The 22,798-nt window shown below is 43.7% G+C and carries 25 protein-coding genes, 1 tRNA gene and 2 pseudogenes; 12 read left to right on the top strand and 16 right to left on the bottom strand.

Annotation, left to right across the window (positions count from 1 at the left end; genetic code table 11):
• Positions 1 to 9: 9 nt before the first annotated feature.
• Entirely contained in the window at positions 10 to 1,104 is a 1,095-nt protein-coding gene (aroC, locus tag BUB28_RS14340; RefSeq protein ID WP_072952226.1) for a chorismate synthase, read from the bottom strand.
• 243 nt (positions 1,105 to 1,347) lie between these two features.
• On the opposite strand from aroC, the gene glgB reads away from it, so the two are divergent.
• The 5 genes from glgB to BUB28_RS14315 all read left to right on the top strand — a co-directional run bounded on the left by glgB (position 1,348) and on the right by BUB28_RS14315 (position 6,471).
• Positions 1,348 to 3,138: a 1,4-alpha-glucan branching protein GlgB gene (gene glgB / locus BUB28_RS14335; protein ID WP_072952225.1), complete on the top strand. Its 1,791-nt coding sequence runs from the start codon at positions 1,348 to 1,350 to the stop codon at positions 3,136 to 3,138.
• A gap of 107 nt (positions 3,139 to 3,245) precedes the next feature.
• A tRNA-Ser gene (locus BUB28_RS14330) sits at positions 3,246 to 3,334 on the top strand.
• 128 nt (positions 3,335 to 3,462) lie between these two features.
• The gene (locus tag BUB28_RS14325) at positions 3,463 to 3,957 is read left to right on the top strand and encodes a recombinase family protein (protein WP_072952224.1); all 495 of its coding nucleotides are present in this window, start codon (positions 3,463 to 3,465) and stop codon (positions 3,955 to 3,957) included.
• Positions 3,958 to 4,036: 79 nt separating this feature from the next.
• A complete protein-coding gene (locus tag BUB28_RS14320) occupies positions 4,037 to 5,953 on the top strand; it encodes a thioredoxin domain-containing protein (protein ID WP_072952223.1) in 1,917 nt (638 codons plus the stop codon).
• 5 nt (positions 5,954 to 5,958) lie between these two features.
• Positions 5,959 to 6,471 carry an isochorismatase family protein gene (locus BUB28_RS14315; protein ID WP_072952222.1) on the top strand — a complete coding sequence of 171 codons (513 nt, stop codon included), beginning with the start codon at positions 5,959 to 5,961 and terminating at the stop codon, positions 6,469 to 6,471.
• Between the two features lie 30 nt (positions 6,472 to 6,501).
• On the opposite strand, the gene BUB28_RS14310 is transcribed toward BUB28_RS14315, so the two are convergent.
• A complete protein-coding gene (locus BUB28_RS14310) occupies positions 6,502 to 6,681 on the bottom strand; it encodes a hypothetical protein (RefSeq protein WP_072952221.1) in 180 nt (59 codons plus the stop codon).
• 12 nt (positions 6,682 to 6,693) lie between these two features.
• Complete coding sequence (locus tag BUB28_RS14305) at positions 6,694 to 6,969, bottom strand: hypothetical protein (RefSeq protein WP_072952220.1); 276 nt, start codon at positions 6,967 to 6,969, stop codon at positions 6,694 to 6,696.
• A gap of 109 nt (positions 6,970 to 7,078) precedes the next feature.
• On the opposite strand from BUB28_RS14305, the gene BUB28_RS14300 reads away from it, so the two are divergent.
• From BUB28_RS14300 to BUB28_RS14285, 4 genes are all read left to right on the top strand, one after another.
• Complete coding sequence (locus BUB28_RS14300; RefSeq protein WP_072952219.1) at positions 7,079 to 7,786, top strand: DUF421 domain-containing protein; 708 nt, start codon at positions 7,079 to 7,081, stop codon at positions 7,784 to 7,786.
• 47 nt (positions 7,787 to 7,833) lie between these two features.
• Entirely contained in the window at positions 7,834 to 8,328 is a 495-nt protein-coding gene (locus BUB28_RS14295; RefSeq protein WP_072952218.1) for a superoxide dismutase family protein, read from the top strand.
• On the top strand, positions 8,325 to 8,810 hold the full coding sequence (locus tag BUB28_RS14290; RefSeq protein WP_072952217.1) for an amidase domain-containing protein: 486 nt from the start codon (positions 8,325 to 8,327) through the stop codon (positions 8,808 to 8,810). The genes BUB28_RS14295 and BUB28_RS14290 overlap by 4 nt, the downstream gene beginning before the upstream one ends.
• Before the next feature lie 138 nt (positions 8,811 to 8,948).
• Positions 8,949 to 9,275 carry a hypothetical protein gene (locus tag BUB28_RS14285; RefSeq protein WP_139277567.1) on the top strand — a complete coding sequence of 109 codons (327 nt, stop codon included), beginning with the start codon at positions 8,949 to 8,951 and terminating at the stop codon, positions 9,273 to 9,275.
• Positions 9,276 to 9,283: 8 nt separating this feature from the next.
• On the opposite strand, the pseudogene BUB28_RS14280 reads toward BUB28_RS14285, so the two are convergent.
• From BUB28_RS14280 to BUB28_RS17445, 3 genes and pseudogenes are all read right to left on the bottom strand, one after another.
• Positions 9,284 to 9,532 (bottom strand): annotated as a pseudogene (locus tag BUB28_RS14280) (tyrosine-type recombinase/integrase); the annotation flags it as partial.
• A gap of 125 nt (positions 9,533 to 9,657) precedes the next feature.
• Complete coding sequence (locus BUB28_RS14275) at positions 9,658 to 10,365, bottom strand: sensor histidine kinase (protein WP_072952215.1); 708 nt, start codon at positions 10,363 to 10,365, stop codon at positions 9,658 to 9,660.
• A pseudogene (locus BUB28_RS17445) lies at positions 10,355 to 10,537 on the bottom strand (winged helix-turn-helix domain-containing protein); the annotation flags it as partial. The pseudogene BUB28_RS17445 and the gene BUB28_RS14275, both read right to left, overlap by 11 nt.
• 335 nt (positions 10,538 to 10,872) lie before the next feature.
• On the opposite strand from BUB28_RS17445, the gene BUB28_RS17525 reads away from it, so the two are divergent.
• The 3 genes from BUB28_RS17525 to BUB28_RS14260 all read left to right on the top strand — a co-directional run bounded on the left by BUB28_RS17525 (position 10,873) and on the right by BUB28_RS14260 (position 11,950).
• A complete protein-coding gene (locus BUB28_RS17525) occupies positions 10,873 to 11,007 on the top strand; it encodes a hypothetical protein (protein ID WP_278291379.1) in 135 nt (44 codons plus the stop codon).
• A gap of 318 nt (positions 11,008 to 11,325) precedes the next feature.
• Positions 11,326 to 11,559, top strand: a complete 234-nt coding sequence (locus tag BUB28_RS14265) for a type II toxin-antitoxin system Phd/YefM family antitoxin (protein WP_072952214.1) — start codon at positions 11,326 to 11,328, stop codon at positions 11,557 to 11,559.
• Positions 11,543 to 11,950 carry a type II toxin-antitoxin system VapC family toxin gene (locus tag BUB28_RS14260; protein ID WP_072952213.1) on the top strand — a complete coding sequence of 136 codons (408 nt, stop codon included), beginning with the start codon at positions 11,543 to 11,545 and terminating at the stop codon, positions 11,948 to 11,950. Before BUB28_RS14265 ends, BUB28_RS14260 begins: the two co-directional genes overlap by 17 nt.
• Positions 11,951 to 11,964: 14 nt before the next feature.
• Here BUB28_RS14260 and BUB28_RS14255 read toward each other — a convergent pair whose 3' ends face one another.
• The 10 genes from BUB28_RS14255 to BUB28_RS14210 form a co-directional block, all read right to left on the bottom strand.
• A complete protein-coding gene (locus BUB28_RS14255) occupies positions 11,965 to 12,465 on the bottom strand; it encodes a hypothetical protein (RefSeq protein WP_072952212.1) in 501 nt (166 codons plus the stop codon).
• Positions 12,458 to 12,715 (bottom strand): MerR family transcriptional regulator, encoded by a 258-nt coding sequence (locus tag BUB28_RS14250; protein ID WP_072952211.1) that lies wholly within the window; start codon positions 12,713 to 12,715, stop codon positions 12,458 to 12,460. Before BUB28_RS14250 ends, BUB28_RS14255 begins: the two co-directional genes overlap by 8 nt.
• 500 nt (positions 12,716 to 13,215) lie before the next feature.
• On the bottom strand, positions 13,216 to 13,749 hold the full coding sequence (locus tag BUB28_RS14245; protein ID WP_072952210.1) for a hypothetical protein: 534 nt from the start codon (positions 13,747 to 13,749) through the stop codon (positions 13,216 to 13,218).
• A 385-nt stretch (positions 13,750 to 14,134) separates the two neighbouring features.
• Positions 14,135 to 15,868: an ABC transporter ATP-binding protein gene (locus BUB28_RS14240; RefSeq protein WP_072952209.1), complete on the bottom strand. Its 1,734-nt coding sequence runs from the start codon at positions 15,866 to 15,868 to the stop codon at positions 14,135 to 14,137.
• Positions 15,868 to 17,631 carry an ABC transporter ATP-binding protein gene (locus tag BUB28_RS14235; protein ID WP_072952208.1) on the bottom strand — a complete coding sequence of 588 codons (1,764 nt, stop codon included), beginning with the start codon at positions 17,629 to 17,631 and terminating at the stop codon, positions 15,868 to 15,870. The genes BUB28_RS14240 and BUB28_RS14235 overlap by 1 nt, the downstream gene beginning before the upstream one ends.
• Before the next feature lie 57 nt (positions 17,632 to 17,688).
• A complete protein-coding gene (locus tag BUB28_RS14230) occupies positions 17,689 to 18,306 on the bottom strand; it encodes a TetR/AcrR family transcriptional regulator (protein ID WP_072952207.1) in 618 nt (205 codons plus the stop codon).
• Between the two features lie 311 nt (positions 18,307 to 18,617).
• Entirely contained in the window at positions 18,618 to 19,259 is a 642-nt protein-coding gene (locus BUB28_RS14225) for a formate/nitrite transporter family protein (RefSeq protein WP_072952206.1), read from the bottom strand.
• Entirely contained in the window at positions 19,252 to 20,001 is a 750-nt protein-coding gene (locus BUB28_RS14220) for a phosphotransferase (protein WP_072952205.1), read from the bottom strand. The genes BUB28_RS14225 and BUB28_RS14220 overlap by 8 nt, the downstream gene beginning before the upstream one ends.
• Before the next feature lie 14 nt (positions 20,002 to 20,015).
• A complete protein-coding gene (gene adhE / locus BUB28_RS14215) occupies positions 20,016 to 22,652 on the bottom strand; it encodes a bifunctional acetaldehyde-CoA/alcohol dehydrogenase (protein WP_072952204.1) in 2,637 nt (878 codons plus the stop codon).
• A 26-nt stretch (positions 22,653 to 22,678) separates the two neighbouring features.
• A partial coding sequence (locus tag BUB28_RS14210; RefSeq protein WP_278291396.1) for a glycine radical domain-containing protein occupies positions 22,679 to 22,798 on the bottom strand: 120 nt, incomplete at its 5' end.

The raw sequence follows: 22,798 nt of genomic DNA, 5'->3' as shown, positions 1-22,798 counted from the left end.
CCTTTACTTTCAGATGTTGCTGAGCCAGTCTGTTCCGAAACGGAGAGACAGCTGGTCGCAGAGCACAAGTGCAGTGATGCTGTCTGCCACTACTCTTGCACGGTGAACTATTGCAGGGTCGTGCCTGCCCTTTATCTGCAATGTGGTATTTTCCAGTGTGTTGAGGTCGATAGTTTCCTGCTCCTTGTATATTGAAGGGGTAGGCTTTATTGCTGTCCTGAAAAGCACGGGCAGTCCTGTGGTGATTCCACCGATGATGCCGCCGTTGTTGTTGGTATCGCTGTATACCTTTCCGTCAGCTGAACGGAAACAGTCGTTGCACTGGCTTCCAAGCATATCTGCTACGGCAAAGCCTGCGCCGAATTCCACGCCCTTGACAGCTGGTATGCCGAAAATTGCATGAGCAAGTACGCTTTCGAGAGTGTCGAACCAGGGCTCGCCCACACCTGCGGGAAGTCCTGTAACGATAGTTTCAAGTCTGCCGCCTACGCTGTCGCCGTCGTTCTTTGCAGCAGTAATGGCTGCCTGCATTTCCTCGGCTTTTTTTGCGTCAAGTACAGCAAATTCCATAGTATTGAGCTGCTTTATGTCGTCCTCGATGTTATTGAACGAGCGGTCATAGACTCCGCCGCATGATAATATGTGAGTCGCTATATTTATGTTCTTTGAACGGAGAGCGCTTATTGCAACTGCGCCTGCCGCAACTATCCCTGCTGTTATCCTGCCCGAGAAATGTCCACCGCCGCGGAAATCCTGATAGCCGTGATACTTCATCTGTGCAGAGAAGTCTGCGTGACCTGGGCGTGCCTTGTAAGCAAGCTCGCCGTAATCCTTGCTTCTTGTGTCCTGATTTTCTATGATAAACGTCATAGGAGTTCCTGTAGTCCTGCCATTAAAGACTCCGCTGACTATCCTTACCTTGTCTGCCTCTCGTCTTGCTGTAGAAAGAGCACCGATAGACTGGCGCAGCTTCATCTGCTGTGCTATGAATTCCTCATCTACGGGGATACCCGATGCCATTCCGTCAAGCACTGCGCCGATAGCTTCGCCGTGGCTTTCGCCAAAGACAGTTACGGAAACGCTTGAACCAAAGGTGTTTTTCATTATTTCATCTCCCTGATACCGTTTAATGCTCCGATTTTTCTTATTCGGAACACTATTAAATTATATCACCGAGCTTTGAATATGTCAACACGGCAATTTAACGGTTTGCAGGCGCAAAGTGCTAAAGTAAATAGTGATTTTGTATAGGCGGGATACTGCCTTTTTGTTTGTTTTGACATCATTGACTTTGACGATATATCGTGTTATAATCAAAAAAAGAGATCGGTGACGGGAGATGATAGTATGGACATTATGAGATTTTATAAGGGCGAGGAATTTTCTGCATATGAGTATCTTGGTGCTCATATGACCGAAAAGGGAACGGTTTTTCGTACATATGCGCCAAATGCGTCAAAAGTATCGGTAATAGGCGATTTCAGCAATTGGAAGGATATCCCCATGAAGCCTGCTGAGGACGGCAGATTTTTTGAAATTTGTCTGCCCGAGGCTGAGGAGGGTATGCGCTATAAATACCGTATTTACGATAAAAAAGGCAATTTCATCGACCATTGCGATCCATACGGCTACGGTATGGAGGTCCGTCCTGGAACTTGCTCTGTTATAAGGAGCATTGCCGACTACTCTTTCAAAGATGATGAATGGCTGAAAAAACGCTCTGACTTCCGTGATAAGCCGATGAATATATATGAAGTCCACCTCGGTTCGTGGAAAAGGCGCTCTGACGATGAAGAAACGGGCTGGTATTCCTATAACGAGATAGCTGACGAGCTTATAGCTTACGTCAAGGAATACGGCTATAATTTCATAGAGTTCATGCCGCTGAGTGAGCACCCCTGTGATGAGTCCTGGGGATATCAGAGCACAGGATTTTTTGCGCCGACTTCCAGATACGGTACTCCTGAGGAGCTTATGGAGCTTGTGGATAAGTGCCACAAAAACGGCATAGGCGTGATAGTTGATTTCGTGCCCGTTCATTTTGCTGTTGACCATTATGCTCTGACTGAGTATGACGGTACCAAGCTTTATGAGTACCCCGATGACAGTGCAGGATATAACGAGTGGGGAAGCCGTAATTTCAATCACTCCAAAGGCGAGGTGCGGTCTTTTATACAGTCGGCAGCCGATTACTGGCTCAGTGTGTATCATTTTGACGGTCTGCGCATGGACGCTATCCGAAATATGATATACTGGAACGGTGATGAACGCCGCGGAGAAAATAAAAATGCAATAGAGTTCATTAAGTCTATGAACTGCGGCTTGAAAGCTCGCCACCCTTCTGCTGTGATATCCGCAGAGGACTCATCGTCTTATCCTAAGGTTACGGCTCCTGTTTTTGCGGGTGGTCTTGGATTTGACTATAAATGGGACCTGGGCTGGATGCATGATACCCTTGAGTATTTTCAGAGTGCGCCTATGTACCGTTCACGGGATTATCATAAGCTTACTTTTTCAATGCTTTATTTCTATAACGAGAAGTTCATTCTGCCTCTTTCCCACGATGAGGTCGTCCACGGAAAAGCTACAGTTGCACAGAAGATGAACGGTCAGTATCCGGAGAAATTCCCGCAGGCAAGAGCTTTGTATATGTACATGATCGCTCACCCCGGGAAAAAACTCAACTTTATGGGAAGCGAGTTTGCTCAGCTTCGTGAATGGGACGAGAAGCGTCAGCAGGACTGGGATATGCTGAAATATCCGCTCCACGATTCCTTCCGCGAATATATCAAGGCTCTTAATAAGATTTATCTTGAATATAAGGCGTTTCATTATGACTATGACCCTACTAATTTTGAATGGTCGGACTGTAATTCCATTGAAAGATGCGTTTACGCTATACGTCGGAAGTCGTCAGAAGGCGATATATTGGCGGTGTTTAATTTCTCGGACTGGTTCCAGTCAAAATATTCTGTTCCTATAAGTGATGGATATGAAGCCGAACTGCTTATTGATTCCGATGACCAGCTATACAGCGGAACTACGCCCCATGGCAAAACGAAGTTTTTATGTGATGACGGTATAATGAGTATGGATATTCCGCCTTTCAGCGGCAGAATGTTCCTCTTGACCAAATAATACAAAGAGCAGGGGAGGTCCTCTGCTCTTTTTGTTATAATATTATTTTTTTACAATACCCTTGATTTTGTATCGGTAGTATGATATAATGTTATAGTGATTTTTATGCAGTGGTATCGAAGTGGTCATAACGGACATGACTCGAAATCATGATGCCCCTTGAGGGACGTGGGTTCGAATCCCACCCACTGCGCCAAGTTGAAAGCTACATTTTTGTTGCATAATGCATAAAATGTAGCTTTGTTTTTGTCAACAATAAATATGGCGTATGCAAATCAATGCATACGCCTTTTTACATATAATTAATTATAGGAGCTGATGACAATGAAGGTCAATAATATGACGAATTATCGTAAGAGCAATGAAATCAAAATAGGGATACGTCGAAAAATGCGTGAGGGCAAAGTATGGTTAAACTGTTCTCGATTTTTAGGCTATACCAAAGATGAGAATGGACATCTTGTAATCGTTGAGGATGAAGCAAGAATAGTAAAAAAGATATTTGAGCTATATCTTAATGGTTTGGGGGTTCGCAAGATTAAAAAGTATCTTGAAGAAAACAAAATCAAGACTGTTACGGGGAAATATGAGTGGAGCACTTCGACTATTGACAGAATACTTGACAATGAAAAATATGTAGGAGATGTTATTATGCAGAAGAGTTTCACTGAAAACTCGTTGACAGGAAAACGAAAAAAGAATAATGGTGAACTTGATATGTATTTCATTGAAAATAATCATGAGCCAATTATCAGCAGAGATATCTTTGAAAGAGTAGAATTGAAAAAGAGAAAAATACTGCTTAATAATAAGGGATAAAGACAAGAAAATCCTTTATTATTGAATACAAGTAATGATCACACATATACTAATCTCAAATAATACAAGGAGACAAAATATGAATCATTTGAAAAATGAAACAAGTCCTTATCTGCTTCAGCACGCAGACAATCCGGTTGACTGGTATCCGTGGTGCGGCGAGGCATTTGAACGGGCAAAGTCGGAGGATAAGCCGGTTTTCCTGAGTATCGGTTACAGCACCTGCCATTGGTGTCATGTTATGGCATATGAGAACTTTGAGAATTCCGAAACAGTTGAACTGTTGAATAAAAACTTCATTTCTGTAAAAGTTGACCGCGAAGAGCGTCCCGACATTGACAGCGTGTATATGACGGTATGTCAAGCTTTTACCGGCAGTGGAGGCTGGCCGATGAGTGTTTTTATGACGTGGGACAAAAAGCCTTTCTTTGCAGGAACTTACTTTCCTCCGACACCACGCTTTGGTATGCCGAGCTTCCGTGATGTACTCAATGCGGTCACAATGCAGTGGGGCACAGAACGTGAAAAGCTCATTCAGTCTGCGGAAAATATCACCGATATGCTGAAAAATACAGAATCGGTCAAAACAAATAAAGTCAATGGTGACATAGTTGAAACTGCCGCTGAGATGCTCCGCAAGAGCTATGATAGTATTTACGGTGGATTCGGCTCTGCACCGAAGTTCCCTATTCCGCACGAGCTGATGTTCCTGATGTATTACGCAAAGATTAATAGCGATGAAACTGCACAGAAAATGGCAGAAAAAACTCTTATACAAATGAGGAAAGGCGGCATATTTGACCACATCGGCGGTGGCTTCTCGCGTTACTCTACCGACAGGTATTTCCTTGCTCCGCATTTTGAGAAGATGCTATACGACAACGCACTTCTTATCATCGCATATTCCGCTATGTACAGCCTTACGAGCTCGAAAGTATATCTTGAAACAACTATCAAGACAGCAGACTACATTCTCTGCGAGATGACTTCTCCCGAAGGCGGCTTCTATTCCGCGCAGGACGCAGACAGCGAGGGCGTTGAGGGAAAGTATTACACTTTCTCGGTCGATGAGATAACGTCTGTTCTTGGCGATAAGGGCAAGCATTTTTCCGAGACCTTTGATATCACAGAGCATGGAAATTTTGAGGGCGTAAATATACCGAATCTGCTGAAAAGCGGTGACCTTGATACCGATTTTGTAGCTGAATTCCAAAAGCTCTATGAGTATCGCAAAAAGCGCACAAAGCTTCATCTTGACGACAAAATATTGCTTTCGTGGAACTCGATGATGATAGCAGCGATGTCTATGCTTTACAGAGTGTCACACTATGAAAAATACCTCTGTGCGGCTGAAAATGCACAGCGTTTCATTGAGGAGAATATGTCGGACGGAGAGCATATTTATACAATCTTTCGTGACGGAAAACGCTCAGATACCGCATTTCTGGAGGACTACGCTTATTATATCGCCGCACTGATTGAGATGTACAATTCTACGCTTGACAATAAATATCTTATGAGAGCAGAGGAACTCTGTGCGGAGGCAGTAAAGCGCTTTTCTGATAAAAACGGCGGCTTCAATATGTGCGAAACTACTGAGCTTTTTAAAAATCCGAAGGAACTGTATGACGGTGCTGTCCCAAGTGGAAACTCAATTATGGCATACGATCTTATACGGCTGCATCAGCTCACAGAAAAGGAAGAATATCGAGAATGTGCGGAAAAACAGCTTGATTTCATGTCGGCGCAGTCACAGGACTATCCCTCAGGACATTGTATGTTTCTGCTTGCAAAGCTGATTTATGAAGCTCCGCCGCCGCGAGTTATTATTTCAGCCAAAGGCTCACCAGATATATCGAATCTGCCATTTCTTGCAAATGTTACTGTTGTACAGGCTGACAATAAGTACCCCCTGCTGAACGAGCGCACCACCTTCTATGTATGCAGGGGGAATACTTGTCTGCCGCCGTCTAATATGCTTTCAGAGGAGCTTTAACAAAAATGAAGAATTGCCTTGTGATTGTTGACCTGCAGAATGGCTTTATCAATGAAAACACAGCTCATCTTCCGCATAAAATAGCTGAATTTATCAGCAGTCATGATTGCTTTGACAGTATTGTTGCAACAAGGTACTGCAATACTTCTGAGACAGCCTGTTTCAGATTTGGTGGCTGGAAAGAGTGTATGTCAGGGACTTTGGCTTCTGAACTTGTTTCAGATATAACCCCGTATGTTATGCGTTCTTTTGATAAGACCACATATTCGGGGCTGACTTCTGAATTCAGAAATTTCATTAAAAATGAGTGCTTCGATAAGATGTATTTCTGCGGAGTTAATACAGACTGCTGTGTACTTGCAACTGTTTTTTCATGCTATGACAGTGTGCAGGACTGTGCGGTAATTTCAGACCTTTGCGCTTCAACGCTCGGTGAAGAAAAGCACAGGAACGCCATAGATTTGTTAAAGGACAATATCACTGCTGAACGAGTGGTAGGATCCTGCAATATACCATAACAAAGGAGCAGCGATGTGCTGCTCCTTGTTTTAGTATGCCTCGATTATATTGCGAACGTACTGCTGCATTTCTTTCCGCGACTGTACCGCGTGAGTACCGCTTACTACTTCCCATTTCTGCTGTTCTGGCAGAGATGAGAATTTTTCCATTGCCTCGGGATTCATAGCAAGTGCCATTCCGAGTCCGACAGGCATTTCAAAGTTGTTCATAGTCTACCTCCGTCAGATGTCCTGCAAATCAGCGGCAGGAATGTCGTTTTCGATGTTGTCGCGAGCAAGGTCGTTGTCGATTGCGGGATATGCCGATGAGATCGGAACTTCCTCGGAATACGACTTGTTGTGCCATACCTTTTGCTCTGCTCCCGATGTTCCTGCGATAATGGGATTCACATGAGATTTGCCGTGTTTGGCTTTTCCCTGTATCTCAGGCACTGCGGACTGCTCATTTTTAGGCTTTGTATGAGTATAGTCGGGACGTTTCATACCCTGTTTTGCCATTTAAATCACCTCGGATATATTGTGCGTAAACGCCGCTGTCTTATTCTTTCAAGCCGCAGATAATAATTGACATCTCACTGCACATAATAACCTAAAAAAGGAGGCAAATATGGAACTTCTGAAAACCGCGTGGATCTCATTTCTCAGCATTATTGTACTGTTTCTTCTGACAAAGCTTATGGGCAACAAACAGCTTTCACAGCTGAGTATGTTTGACTACATCATCGGTATATCTATCGGCTCTATTGCAGCGGAGTGCTCCTTTGAGGACGAGCACCCCGAGCGTATGATAGTTGCAATGATAATATATGCGCTGAGTGCATATGCAGTTTCGATAATAACAGGCAAATCAACGTATTTCCGCAAGGTACTTATCGGCAGACCTCTTATCCTTTTCCACAATGGAAAGCTTTACCGTGACAATTTTAAAAAGGCGCGTATCGACATCAGTGACTTCCTCACGCACTGCCGCAATCAGGGATATTTCGACCTTACAAATCTCAGGACGGCTGTATTCGAGTATAACGGTTCGCTGAGTCTGCTCCCTGTAGATTCCGACAGACCGCTCAAGCCTTCGGATTTGGAGATTGAACCCGAACAGGAGGAAATAATGGTGAATGTTATCCTCGACGGACACATCAACGATGTCAATCTTAAAAAGTCAGGATTCGAGCGAGTGTGGCTCGATAAACAGCTTCACGAGCAGGGATTTAACAATGCGAAGGAGATATTTCTCGGCATGGCAGACACAGTGAAAAAGACGCTTCAGCTGTATCCTATGGAAGTGAAGAAGCAAAGCGCTGATCCGTTTGAATGAACACAATTCTGTTAATCGGCATATTATATTTCGGGAGGAATTATGCTATGAACAGAATGAATTGCAGCGGAGTTTCACTTATACAAAGGCAGCCGCAGGCAGCGGCTGTACTGACAGGAAGCAATGAATATCCCGATATATATGGAGTTGTAAGATTTTATTCTACTAAAAACGGTACGCTCGTATACGCCGATGTTGAAGGACTTCCTTATGCAGGCAACAGATGCAGTCAGGAGGTATTTGGCTTTCACATACATGAGGGCGAGTCGTGTACAGGTAATGCTGATGATCCTTTTGCAGACGCCAAAACTCATCTGAATAATGATAATTGCGGACACCCTTTCCATACTGGTGATATGCCGCCCCTTTTTGGCAACAAAGGCAAGTCTGTGTCAGTTTTCCTTACAAACAGATTTTCAATAGAAGAGGTGATTGGGAAAGCGGTGATAATCCACGGAAGTCCCGATGATTTCACCACTCAGCCAAGTGGTAACGCAGGTGAGAAAATTGCCTGCGGTATAATCAGACCTGTTATGAGATGAAAGAATATCCGCTCAACATAAAGGCTGAGATAGAATACGCTCGCAGGTGGGCATTTTCGGCAAATCCTGAATACTACAACTTTGAAAATATCGGTGGAGACTGCACTAATTTCGTGTCCCAATGTCTGTACGCAGGCGGAGCGGTCATGAACTATACCCGTGATACAGGCTGGTATTACAATTCACTTAACGACAGGTCGGCTGCGTGGACAAGTGTGGAGTATTTCTATAAATTCATTGTAAATAACAAAGGTGTCGGACCATTTGGCATACTTGTATCACTCGGTCAGGTCCGTGCAGGTGATGTTATACAGCTTGGAGCAAATGGCAGATTCCATCACAGTCTGATTGTTATCAATGTTCGCAGCGGAGTCCCGTATATCGCAGCTCACACCTTCAATGCGTATGATCGTCCGCTGAATACTTACATTTATGATGACATCAGATGCATCAGGATAGCAGGCTCAAGAAAATATGGATGACTTATTTTAAGTGATCAAAAATTGCTATTTTTAGAAAAGAAATCGTTGGGGTCTATATTGTAACGCATACACAAGTTTTATGTATGAGCCTCTGAACATAGTAGTTCAGGGGCTCATATGTTATCTGAGGTGACAGTAATGAAATACGAATTGAATTTCTTTTTTGAATGGGGAGCAAATTTTGCCAGTATATGGTGTAAAAATCAGAAATCATTTGATAAATTTGGTGCTGGACCTATACCTTTTGATAATCTCGGGCTTTCTGATTCTTTAAAATTGCTTTTATTAGAGTTAGGTGAGGAGTATCAGACCGCTTTGGATTGGGACACTCCTCAAAACCCTTCTCCTTGGAATAATGAGCATAAAGAGTCTTTTAAAGTCCGTTCTAAAATCGCCTATCAAAAATTGGTAGAAGAATTAGGAGAAGATTATATCGTTAATTACTGCGTAGAGGTTTATGATTGATCTTATTCTCATATTGCCAACGCCTTGGCTATCGCCTCCGCACTCAGCTTCTTGCTTTCGCTGTCCACATGGCTGTACACGTTGCTCGTTGTACCTATGTCGCTGTGACCGAGCCACTCCTGTATCAGCTTCATCTGCACTCCGTTTGCAAGGAGCAGACTGGCACAACTGTGCCGCAGGTCATGGAAGCGTATCTTCCGCAGACCGTTCTTACGAAGCACTATGGGGAAATGGTCCGACACATAGTTGGGACCGACTTCGGGCGGTCGGCCTGATCAACAGGATTTTTGATAAAGTTAAGGGTACGGCTCTGTCCGTACCCTTTCCATTTGATTGTTATGTTATTTCAGGTTCTCGCTCCTGCCGAACATCACATCTATTATCAGTTCGGTGCAGTCACTGAACCAATATCCTTAGTGCTCCATTTTGGTTCGAGCATAACGATACATTCTCTGATCTGCTCGTCAAGGCGGTATGTCACAGGCTCATCAAGACTCGCCTGATTTTCCAGCTTTGAAAGCCGCAGGATATTATCGGTAAGGTCATTCAGCTTTTCAATGCTGAAAAAAGCCTTTCTGATATATTCTTCTCGCTCGTCGTCGGACAGACTGCTGTCCTGCAAAAGTGTAAGATATCCGCTGAGAGTTGAAAGCGGTGTCCTGAATTCGTGGGATACGTTTGCTATAAAATCATTGCGTATCATCTCTACTGAACCAAGCTCCTGAGCCATGTAATTAAAATTATCAACTGCCTCGGCAAGCTCCTCAATATCTCCTCTATACTCAAGACGTGCGGAATAATCGCCCTCTGCTATACTTTTTGAAGCCTTGCTTATGTCACTTACAGGCTTGAAGATATTCCAGACTATAGAATACGCTGCCGCCGAAGCCATTAAGAAGCAAAGCCCGAATAAAAGAAATATGCCCAGTCCAGGCAGCTGTGTAACACTGCCGCCGAGCCTGACAACAGCATAGCCCACAAGAGCGAGAATAAGCGTAAAGACAAGAATTGTCATTAGGAAGGACAGCATCAGCTTTCTGACCATTTTGGAGTAATGACGCATTTTCGACTTATCAATTTTATGCCTCATATTTCACCGCCCTGTACCCAAGACCTCTGATCGTTACTATCCTGAAATCGGTGTTTTTCTTGAAACGCTCACGCAGACGGCTTATGTGAACATCAAGAGTGTGCGAATCCTCAACGTCCTCAAATCCCCATATATCATCGAGTATCTGCTGACGGGTAAATATCTGCCCCGGATATTCAACAATATAAAGATCAGCAGTACAACAGACGAGTAAAGCAAAAAAGCTGATTTGTATCGCTCTTTTCTTAGAAAATTATTCATTAGCTCATCTGCCGATCAGAGAATATATTCAAGAAACAAACTTATGATCTATCATTTTGCCTGACTCATGTACACAATTTCAGCATTCATAAATTTCAGTTTTCAGGCTTTTTTCATTTTAGCACTTAAACCTCAACAAAACCTCAACTCTTATCTATAAAATTACATATTCAGAAGATTGAAAAATTGTAGAGATATACTAACAATGAGAGTAGTATTTAGAAGGTTCAAGTCCGCAATCGAAGCATGATCGACCGAGCAGACCTTGTGATATGCTGTATTCAGCACAAAAGCGGTGGAGCATACCGCACGATACAGTATGCTGAGAAACAGGGCAAAAAGATAGTGAACCTTGCAGATGAAAGTGGAATAACCCTCTGAAAAGAAAAATAGGGCGATACCTTTGAGCTATTAGGTATCGCCCTTATTCGTTATTATAATGATTGTTCTTGTCGGTAGGTACTGCTACTGGTATGGTGTTACTATTTAGAACGGGGATAGTAATGCACATAATGGAAAATGGATAGCAAACTGATTATAGAATAGTAAGAAAACACCGCTCAGGAGCAATCCTGAGCGGTAATGTTATATATGCTATCTAAGTGATTCCTGTTTTTTCTATTTTCAATAATCTGTCATTGACATTTTAGCTAAAATACGATATACTAATATTAGCGAAAAGCAATTGGAGGTGTTGTTATGATCACTGTAACCGCTACTGATATGCAAAACAACTTTGGCCACTACCTGCAAGCTGTCCAACAAGGCGATGAAATTATTATTCTTAAGAACGGAAAGGAAGTCGCAAGACTTGTTTCCCGTGAATCGAGTGTTTCTTTCCTTACAGATTCGCTTACAGGCGTTCTTAAAAATGACTATGATGATAAAGCTATTCGTGCAGAAAGGATAGAATCACATGAAAATCTTGGTTGATACCAATGTCATTCTTGATGTCCTTTGCAATCGCTCTGAATTTGTTGAAGCATCGTCGAAAGTTTGGAAGTATTGTGAAGTTGGTCAAATCGAAGGATATATATCAGCATTATCTGTACCGAAAATTGTATATATTCTCCGCAAAGAGCTTACTCCTGAAAAGACAGCACAGCTCATTCAACAGATAACTATGATTTTCAAAGTCGTTGACCTTAAATCTGCTGATTTGAAAGCCGCTGCCGATATGTTTTCTTCAGATTATGAAGATGCATCGCAAATGTGTCAGGCAAGCCGGATCAATGCAGATTTTATCGTTACAAGAAATATCCGTGATTTTAAGGAGAGTAAAATCCCTGCACTCAAGCCATCTGAATTACTTGAAAGAGTATGATTCATTTATTGGCTTCATAGCTTTATTATTCTTTCAAGCAGTTTCCTATGCTTATCGACCTTCTTTACGATGTTATATCCGTCACCGCAGTAGAAGTCGATGAGCCATTCGCGGCAGGTTATGAGTCCTGTCTGTACTATTACCGAGCGGAGACTGCCTTTCACTATCCATCGGTCCACGGCATTGGGAGTATATCCTGTTATGGCTGACACCTCTGTGATAGTCAGTACATCAGGCACATCGAACCACACATCGTTCAGCTGTTCTCGGAAGCACTCCGGCGGTCGCTGCGGCTGAACCCTTTCTGCTGCATTCTCAGTCCGTATTATATATTCGATAACGTCATCGAGCTTCACAGCGTATCGGCGAGTCTTATTGCAATTATCAGTACAGGAAATAGCTCCGCTTTGAAGAAGCCATGCACACTTCCGCTTGCTGATATGGAGTATCTTACGCAGCTGTTCTCCTGATATTACTTCTGGGAACTCATCGTACAGGTAGCTGTAATCACTCATCCTTGCCGCCTCGCTTTATCGAACGTGCAGGCTCGTCATCGCAGTGCTCGAGCAGGTAGTCGATGAGGTCATCCTTGCTCAGTATGTATCCGCCCTGATACACGAAGGAGCGAAGCTCGCCGCTGTGTATGAGCTCATATACTCTGTTCTTTCCAATCGGAGACCACTTTGCGGCTTTTATTGGTGATAATATCTCGGGACATCTTCTGAGCATACGCTCTAATTCTTTACGTTTTTCTTCCTTGTTCATGGTCACTTGTTCCTTTCATTTTTTTACTTTAGTCGGCTGAATTTTCTCGCAGTTTTCTCGCACTTTTCTCGCAAATTTCCGAATTCTCGCAGAAAAATGCTCAAAATCAGGGAAAAACGGCGCTTTTTTAAGACGATAAGTGACCAAATGGGAAGTTTTATAATTTGCTCGAAATCATGATGCCCCTTGAGGGACGTGGGTTCGAATCCCACCCACTGCGCCAGCACAGAGCCTGTGCGCCCAACCACGTTGGCGCTCGCAGGCTCGCTTACTTTTTATAAGCGGTTTACTATGCTTTCGCTTACGGCAATATCATCAATTTTGTACAACAAACATAAAAAGATGGATAAATTCAGATCCCAAGAAAAAAACTCCCGATTTTTCGGGAGTTTTTTGTTTCAAAAATAAAAATATTTTAATGTGCAACCGTAGAGCCAAAACCGATTAATCAGTTCTCGGTGATTGATGTATATTCATCTATTACAATAAATCAGAAATTGTTACGTTAAGTAATCTCTTGCATTAAAGCTTTCCTCAGTACGTTGTTCCGTATCTATTATTCCTGGAACAAATTCGGTAACATATGTTTCGCCGGAAACAGGATCTATGTAATAGCGCATTTGTGCACCGGTATAGGATCTGTACAAAACAACTATTTCATTAGATTCATTTGTTGCTACGTCCCAGTAGCTATTGTATTCGGAAGAATCCGTCGTTAAAGCAAGGTTATTGATGGAATAATAGTTTTTAATTGCATCTAATGCCTGATTTTCTGTAAGAGCATCTGATCCATTTTCACTTTGCTCAACTGATGCAGCCTCAGTTTTATCGGGCAGAGCTGTTTCGGTTTGATCAGGCAGAGTGGTGGTATCCTGAGTGGGTTGAGTAGTCTCTGTCAGCTTGCTTGTCTGCACAGACTCGGTTGTGGTGCTTGATTCGGTTTGCTGTGCGGCTGTATTCTCTTTTTTAGAGCTGCAACCAATTAAACCAACGCACATAAAGCATAAAGCAAGTAACATCATTTTCTTTTGCATAATCGTTGTTCCTCCTTTTTAGAAGAAAGCCTATGTTTCTCCTAAATCAAAATTATAGCACGGCAGGAAGAAAAAGTCAATCAGAAGAGATCAATTTGTGGGCTCGGTCAATACTTCAGATATGAAAAGTCGGCAGAAGTGCTTTTAAAAAATATAAAACGACAGTTCGGGTTTGATGTTTGTGAAATAACCTTGTCAGGAGAAAAACGTACACCTGCTTTAATGATGATTTAGCACAGAAATATAAGCCGCAAGCCGTTCGGTATTGGACGGCTTTTCTTATGGAAATATCTTGGGGTCTATGATAGCATATACTATAATATTAATATGAGTTTGCTGCCGATCTGTTTTTTCTATCATGGATAACAAAAGTATTGAAATAGTCTTACAGTTTCCAGCTCACTGCCTTTTTTCTGTCCTCAACAAATGTGCGGTAAATGCCGTTTTGCTGCATAAGCTCGGAGTGTCTGCCCTGCTGGACTACTCTTCCGTCGTCAATTACAACTATCTGATCTGCGTGTTCAACAGTTTTCAGGCGGTGCGCTATCATTATGATAGTTTTTTCTTTGGTAAGCTCCTCGATAGCTGTTGTAAGCTCCGCTTCATTTTCGGGATCAACATTGGCGGTCGCTTCATCGAGAATAATAACAGGGGAGTCCTTCATTATGGCTCTTGCAATAGAAATACGCTGCTTCTCACCGCCCGAAAGACTTGCACCGCCTTCGCCGATAACAGTATCATATCCCTCGGGCAGACTCATTATAAAGTCATGGCAGCGAGCCTTTTTCGCGGCTTCAATGACCTTTTCCATAGGTGCGTCAGGCTCTCCGAAACGGATATTATTGGCAATGGTATCCTCGAACAGATATACTCTCTGGAACACAAAGCTGAAATTCCTCATCAGGCTGTCAAAGCTGTAGTCCTTGACATTCCTTCCGCCGAGGAGCACCTCGCCGCTTTTTACGTCCCAGAAACGAGCCATAAGATTTGTGAGAGTAGTCTTTCCGCCGCCTGAAGGTCCGACAATTGCCGTAGTTGTTCTTTCTGGGATAGTCAGGTCAACTCCGTTGATTATGTTCCTGTTTTCGTATGCGAAAGTAATATTTTTCAGCTGGATATCGTGACTTGCAGGTGTGATGTCATCGCCGTTTATGTCCATTTCGGGTATGGAGAGTATTTCGTTTGCCTGATCGACGCAAATAGCAACGCTGCGTATCAGTGCGGAGAAGCCTGCCATAACGTCAAGGCTTTCATAGATCATGAACGAGCTTATCATCATCATGATACAGTATAGCAGCGACATACTGCCGTTTATGTAGAAATACACTGAAATAGCGCACATCAGAACGCCTGTGAGCTTTGTAACTATCTCCTGCAAAGTGATGTATGGTATAACATCGAATTCAAGATGAGTATCGCCGTTCTGCTTAGCCTTTATGGCACTTTCAAGCTTTTTTGCACGGCTGCTTACCAGGTTGTAATTCTTTACCTCCGCAATGCCCTGAATAAACTCGATAACGGCAGCTACAAGGTCTCTGTTTGCTTTTTGCTGTATGGGAGCTCCCTTGCGCGTCTTTTTCTGCATTGCTGCATTTATCAGAGCGTAAACAGCGATGCCTGCTGTGAGGAGAAGTCCTATACGCCAGTCGAAAGCATATACAAAAACTGTTATGACGAAAGTGGTAAGTATTCCCTGTGTTGTGAGCATAACGACTCTTGTTGCCACGTCCGCAAGATTTTCCATTGTATTCGTTGTCACACTGGTGATATGTCCGAGGCTGTTGTCATTGAAATAGCCCATTGGCAGGTAGCGCAGATGCTCTGCAATTTCAATTCGCTTGTGGGAGCAGGAATGATAGCCTGATTCAGTCTGAAGCATAGTTGTTTTCTGATTTATGATAAGCTGTCCCACTACCGATACGGCAAGTATCGCAACGGCGAGCCATATATTCTTATTTGACATATTATCATCGAGTATCCCCATTACGACAGCGCCAATAGCCGTAATACGCAGAGCTGCAAACACTGCCTTTAAAACTCCGAGACCTATGGCAAGGTACAGCTTTTTTCTGTCCTCCTCGTTGCAGAAATCAAAGAATCTTTTGAGTGTAGTAAACATTATGCTCCCTCCTTTACTGTCATATGTGCATTCCACATCTGTGTGTACAGCGGCGATCTTTCAAGCAGCTCCTGCTGCGTTCCCACAGCTTCCACCTTGCCGTCGTTTATCAGTATTATCTGGTCGGCAGAGGAAATTGTCGAAAGTCTGTGTGCGATAACGAGCAGAGTTTTTCCCTTTACCAGCTTTGCAACCGAGGACTGCACAAGAGCTTCGTTTTCGGGGTCTGTATATGCGGTAGCCTCATCAAGTATGATGACGGGAGCATTTTTCAGCATGGCTCTTGCGATGGAGATACGCTGTCTTTCACCGCCCGAAAGATGACCGCCTGCACCGCCGACTATCGTCTGATAGCCGTGTTCGAGCTGCATGATAAAGTCGTGGCAGCCGCAGGCTTTTGCGGCGTTCATTACGTCTTCATCGCTTGCGTTGGGATCACCCATGCGGATATTGTCCATTATAGTTTCGTCAAAGAGGTAGTTATCCTGCGAAACATAGGCGATATTCTTATTGTACTGTTCAAGCGGTATCTTGCGGATATCAACTCCGCCGAAGGTTATACTGCCGCTGTCAACGTCCCAGAATGAAGCAATGAGCTTTGCTATAGTGGATTTGCCCGAGCCCGAAGGACCTACAAGTGCATTGACAGTTCCTTGTTTGATGTTCAAATTGATGCCGTGGAGTATCTCATCGTCCTTATAGCCGAAATGAACGTTATTGAGGACAATATCCGTACTGTCTGGCTTTTCTGTCATGGTATCGGGGCGGATAAGCTCCTCGCGCTCAAGAATTTCAGTTGCTTCGCCGATAATAGTTCCCATTTTCGATATGCCGTCCCAGTAGGAAGCAACAGTCATAACAGGGGAGACCAGACCGAGGGAGAGAATTATCAGCATAAGCAGGTCTGAGCCTGAAACGCTGCCTTTCATATAGAACAATGCTCCGAATGGCAGCAGTCCAAGCAGGAAATACGGCATAAGCAGCAGTGAAAGATTCTGCCAGAGATTACATCTTCTCATCCACTCTATGAAGCAGTCCGCACCTTCTTTTGCTGCGATTACGAACTTTTCATAGGATGTCTTGGCTTTTCCGAACGCCTTTATTACTTCTATACCATTGATGTACTCGACAGCGGTATCATTCAGCTTCTTTGTTTTGGTGATACAGTTATTATAGCTCTCCTGACTGCCTACCATCATCAGCATGAAAAAAGCTGCTCCTACAGGAACGCATACCAGTGATATGAGAGTGAGCTTCCAGTTTATGGTCATCATATATATGATAAGTGAGACAGGTACAAAGGCAGAGGAAAGTACTTCGGGTATGATGTGTGCAAGTGTGGTCTCGATGGAGTCTACGCGCTCACAGATGATGTTCTTGTATGTTCCGCTGGACTGCGAAAGCACCGAACCGAGGGGCAGCTTTGAAAGCTTTTCGGTAAGCTGTCGGCGTATGTTTGCAAGTACCTCAAAGGTAGCCGCATGAGAAAGAGTTGTGGATACTGCATGGCATATACGGCAGATCAGCCAGAATACAGCCATTTTCACAATGCTTGCGGTCAGCAGGCTCATATCCTTTTCTAAATCTCCGCTGTGCATTTTCAGCAGCTTATCCACGATATCCGCCATATATACATATGGCATGATACCGCAGATCACCTTTATTACTGCAAGCAGGACGCTTAGAATATAATTTGCTTTCTTTTGTCCCGCAAATTCAGTAACCCAGCTCAGCGTCGAGCGGTTTCGTTGTTGTTTTTCCATAAATTTTCCTCCTATTATATTAGTATAAGCTAACAAGATATCAAAAAATATTCGGCATCAGATGCCGAGTATTTTTTTCCAGCCTGCCGAAAAGAATGCGTCAAGTGTTTCAGCATAATGCATTGCTTCATCACGGCTGAAATCGTGTATCACCGCCTCGAACAGTGCCGAAACATTCGCAGTCACCAGCATATGGAACTCCTGCTTTGAAAGCTCGTTTACGGTCATATTGTACTGCTTCATGCGCTCAAAGTAGTCAAGAGTAGAGCGTTCTTCAAGCTGTGCCATATCGTGGACAAAGCTCTCAAATCTTGTTCCCTGCGAACGGCAGACCAGCAGCCTGAATACATCAAAATGGTCGTAAATAAAGCTCATCAGCCATTTTGTTTCGCTTTCACTTTCGCTCCAAAGCTGCTGTACATCGCCGCACTTCATTACCTCATAGCCCTGTTCGCAGAACCCCTGATATTTTGCCATAAGCTCGCTTATTGTTGGTTCTACGAGTGCCGCAAACATTTCCTCCTTATTTGGGAAATGCCTGTAAAGCGCACCGACAGTCAGTCCGACTTCTGAAGCTATCCTGCGCATAGATGCGTTTTCAAAGCCGTATTCCATAAATTCACTGACTGCTGTTGCAATGATTTTTTCATGTGCTTCGGTTTTATCCCGCGGCATTTGTACACCTCCTTTGGTGAACAGTGTTCACTTACAATTAGCATTATATAACATCATATGTTATTTGTCAATACCTTTTGAGAAAAAATGTGTTTTGTAATTGGATAGATACTGAAAAAACTGAGATGAGCACTTTTATGATAGGCAAAAGAATCGTCATGTATACTGTAAGTGGAGATTTTATAGTTGATGCGAAGGAGATATGACAGGCGTATAATTATTGCAGATGTGATATTGAAAAAGCGGCTAAGATGCTCACACAAAGAGAGGCAGAGATTGATTCTCTGCCTTTCTTTGTATGTTTGGATGTATCAAATTGAAGTTATCTTTTTTATGATTGGTATTATCATGCCGCCCATTGCATTGCCTGCTGCAACTGTCAGTATGTACGGCATATCCGTTGGAAAGGTCTCTGCCGAAAACATATAGAATGAATCTGCGATCGAATGATTGAAGCCGCATATTATGAATATCATAACAGGCAGACAGACTCCGAAAACAAGAGCCGTATCCGAATTCTTTTTTAGACATTCCTTAGCGTTGTCCACGGCGAGATACATCAACATTCCGCAGAAAGCTCCGAGAATAAGCTGGCTGGCGATAGTATCGCTTGTTTTTGCAGTCATAGACAGCTCAGCCTTTTCACGAAGTATCTGCGAGAATTTTGTCTGTTTCAGAGTAATTGCTGCCAGTGCAGTGCCTGAGACATTTCCGATAAGCGTAACAAGAGTTTCTATGATGTAAACAGGCGAGTTTTCGGGAATATAACCTACTTTTCCCGTATACAGGGCAAATCCTCTCTGAACAATGGTAAAAAGTCCGAAGCTGAAAAGAAAACTGCCTATTATTTTGTTTTCGCACATAAGATACACTGTTCCGCCGACGCTTATCATAATGCCCGACAGTACAGCGTTTAATATCAGAACGATATATTTTTTTCCGTTTTTATTCATAATCGACCACATTCACCCATGAAAGGAGAATGTCTTTTTCCTTGTCCTTTTTCTTGACAGACTGCGAAGCTGCAACTATGGGCATCCATGACTGGACGTATTTCTTTGCAGTCGCGCTCTTTTTACAGAAAAGGTCGAGGTACTTGTCTGCTCCTGCGATATTTCCCTCAAGGCAGAAGGTAAGGTATGTCCTTGCCGCATCTGCTGAGGCATTGCCCTGTGTAGCGTGAGCCCAGTCGAGAATATAGGGGGTGTTATCGGGAGTTATGATAAAATTTGAAGGAGTATAATCACCGTGGCAGAGCTTGTTATGCTTTTTCATGCCGTCAAGGCGGGTATGAAGATCGTATTTGATTGTCTCGTCAAGTTCGGTAAGGTCTATCTTGCGGTTCATTTTATCCTTCAATCGGCTTAAAAGCGGACAATTCTTCGACTGGATATCAAGCTGTATATCCACGAACAGTTCCATATATTCATCATATTTCTTTGGATTTGCGGCAATAAGATCGGAGAGCATTTCGCCCTCGATAAACTGCGAAACGATAGCCCATTTTCCGTCAATTCTTGTTACCTCGTACAGTTCGGGGATATTAAGTCCTGTTTCCTCAACTCTTGCATGGTTGAGGGCTTCATTGAGAACGTCAGCCTTTGAGTAAACTTCGTCGAACAGCTTTATGCACTTGTTTCCGTCACGGAATATCTTCTTGTTTATTCTTTCTGAGATACAATTATCAAGTTTCATAGCATAGACTCCTTTCAAGCCTTTGGATACTCTTTTTCAGTGAATGTTCTGCCGTAATAAGCGTTGAGGTAGATCTGTTTTATCTCGCTGAGAAGGGGATAACGCGGATTTGCACCTGTGCACTGATCGTCAAAGGCGTTTTCGGTCATTTCATCGAGAGTAGCCATGAAATCCTTCTCGGTAACGCCGTAATCCGCGATAGTGTCCTTTATGCCTATCTTATGGCGAAGCTCTCTGATAGCAGCTATGAGCTTTTCAAGCTTGTCCTTTGGAGTCTTTCCGCCAAGTCCGAGATAGTCCGCAACATCTGCATAGCGCTCAAGAGTATGAGGGTGATCGTACTGCGGGAAAGTACCCATTTTTGCAGGAGTTTCCGCAGCGTTGAAGCGCAGGACATCTTCAATTACAAGGGCGTTGGCAATGCCGTGAGGGATATGATGATAAGCTCCCAGCTTATGTGCAAGTGAGTGGCTCACGCCGAGAAATGCGTTTGCAAAAGCCATACCTGCCATTGTTGCGGCGTTAGCCATTTTTTCTCTTGCTTCGGGATCGTTGGGACCGTTGTCGTAAGCACGGGGGAGATACTCGAATATTATTTTCAGAGCTTTCAGAGCAAGACCGTCTGTGAAGTCAGTTGCCATTACAGAGGCATATGCTTCGAGAGCGTGGGTAACTGCGTCGATGCCCGAAGCAGAGGTAAGTCCCTTTGGTGCGCTCATATGAAGATCGGTGTCTATAATAGCCATATTTGGGAGGAGCTCATAGTCGGCAAGAGGATATTTTACTCCTGTACTCTCGTCAGTGATAACTGCAAAAGGAGTTACCTCGGAGCCTGTACCCGCAGATGTGGGGATAGCTACGAAATAAGCCTTTTCGCCCATTTTCGGGAAGGTGTATACTCTCTTGCGGATATCCATGAAGCGCATTGCCATATCAGCAAAATCAGCCTCGGGGTGCTCATAGAGTACCCACATTATCTTTGCCGCGTCCATAGCCGAACCGCCGCCCACTGCGATGATAACATCAGGCTTGAATACGGATATCTGTGCCGCACCTTCTTTAGCGCAGGCGAGAGTAGGATCAGGTGCAACGTCAAAGAAAGAAGAGTGCTGTATGCCAAGCTCGTCAAGCTTGTCTGTAATAGGCTTGGTGAAGCCGTTTTCGTACAGGAACTTATCTGTAACTATGAATGCACGTTTCTTGTCCATGATTGTTTTCAGTTCATCAAGAGCCGTAGGCAGGCAGCCGCGCTTCATATATATCTTTTCGGGAGCTCTGAACCAAAGCATATTCTCTCTCCTTTCAGCTACAGTTTTTATATTCAGCAAATGCTTTACCCCAACATTTTCGCTTACGGAGTTTCCGCCCCATGAGCCGCAGCCGAGGGTAAGGGACGGAGTGAGTCTGAAGTTGTATATGTCGCCTATACCCCCTTGTGATGATGGAGTGTTCACAAGTATACGGCAGGTCTTCATTCGGCTGCGAAATTCTTCAAGCTTATCCTGCTGAGTGATAACGTCAAGATAAATAGATGAGGTGTGACCGTAACCGCCGTCGGCAATGAGCTTTTCGGCTTTATTGAATGCGTCGTGGATATCCTCCGCCTTATACATTGCAAGGACAGGGGAGAGCTTCTCGTGAGCGAACTCCTCAGAAAGCTCTGTGCTGCTGGTCTCACCGATGAGTATTTTTGTGCCCTCGGGAACTGTGACTCCTGCAAGCTCTGCGATCCTGCAAGCACTCTGACCGACTATTTTAGCATTCAGAGCTCCATTGATAAGGATAGTCTTGCCCACCTTTTCCTTTTCGGATTTTGTCAGGAAATAGCAGCCTCTTGCAGCAAATTCAGCTTTGACTTTATTGTAGACGTTCCTATGAACTATCGTTGACTGCTCGGACGCGCATATCATTCCGTTATCGAATGTCTTGGAGTGGATAATAGAGTTGACTGAAAGGGTTATATCCGCGGATTCGTCAATTATTGCAGGAGTATTTCCTGCACCTACGCCCACAGCAGGCTTACCGCTTGAATAAGCAGCCTTTACCATTCCGGGACCGCCTGTTGCAAGGATTATGTCAGCCTCAGACATTACGAGATTTGTCATTTCAAGACTGGGAACGTCTATCCATGAGATTATACCCTCGGGAGCTCCTGCTGCTACAGCCGCTTCAAGAACAATCTTAGCAGCCTCGATTGTGGACTTCTTTGCTCTCGGGTGCGGGCTGATTATAATTCCGTTTCGAGTTTTTAAAGCGATAAGTGATTTGAAGATGGCTGTCGAAGTGGGATTTGTAGTCGGGATAACAGCTGCAATAACGCCGATAGGTTCGGCGATCTTAGTGAGGCCCGAAGCTTTATCCTCTTCAATGATACCGCAGGTTTTTACGTTTCTGTAAGCGTTGTAGATATATTCGGAAGCATAATGATTTTTTATTACCTTGTCCTCAACAATGCCCATGCCTGTTTCTTCTACAGCCAGCTTTGCAAGCGGTATCCTGTTTTTGTTTGCCGCAGTTGCAGCTGCAAGAAAGATCTTATCCACCTGTTCCTGTGTGAATGATGCAAACTGCTTCTGAGCCTGTCTTACTTTTTCTATAGCTTTCTCAAGCTTTTCCGTGCTGTCAACTATCTCATAATTCTTTTTATTCATATTTTCCTCCGTCTTGATTTTTTATGTCACAGATGTGTGTGGAAAGTTCTCGAAATAACGTCGTCCTGCTGTTCCTTTGTGAGCTTGACGAAGTTTACTGCGTAGCCCGAAACTCTTACGGTGAGCTGTGGGTACTTCTCAGGGTG

This window comes from Ruminococcus flavefaciens (assembly GCF_900143025.1).
Classification (GTDB): Bacteria; Bacillota; Clostridia; order Oscillospirales; family Ruminococcaceae; genus Ruminococcus; species Ruminococcus flavefaciens_I.
This window is presented reverse-complemented; position numbering and strand designations above follow the sequence as displayed.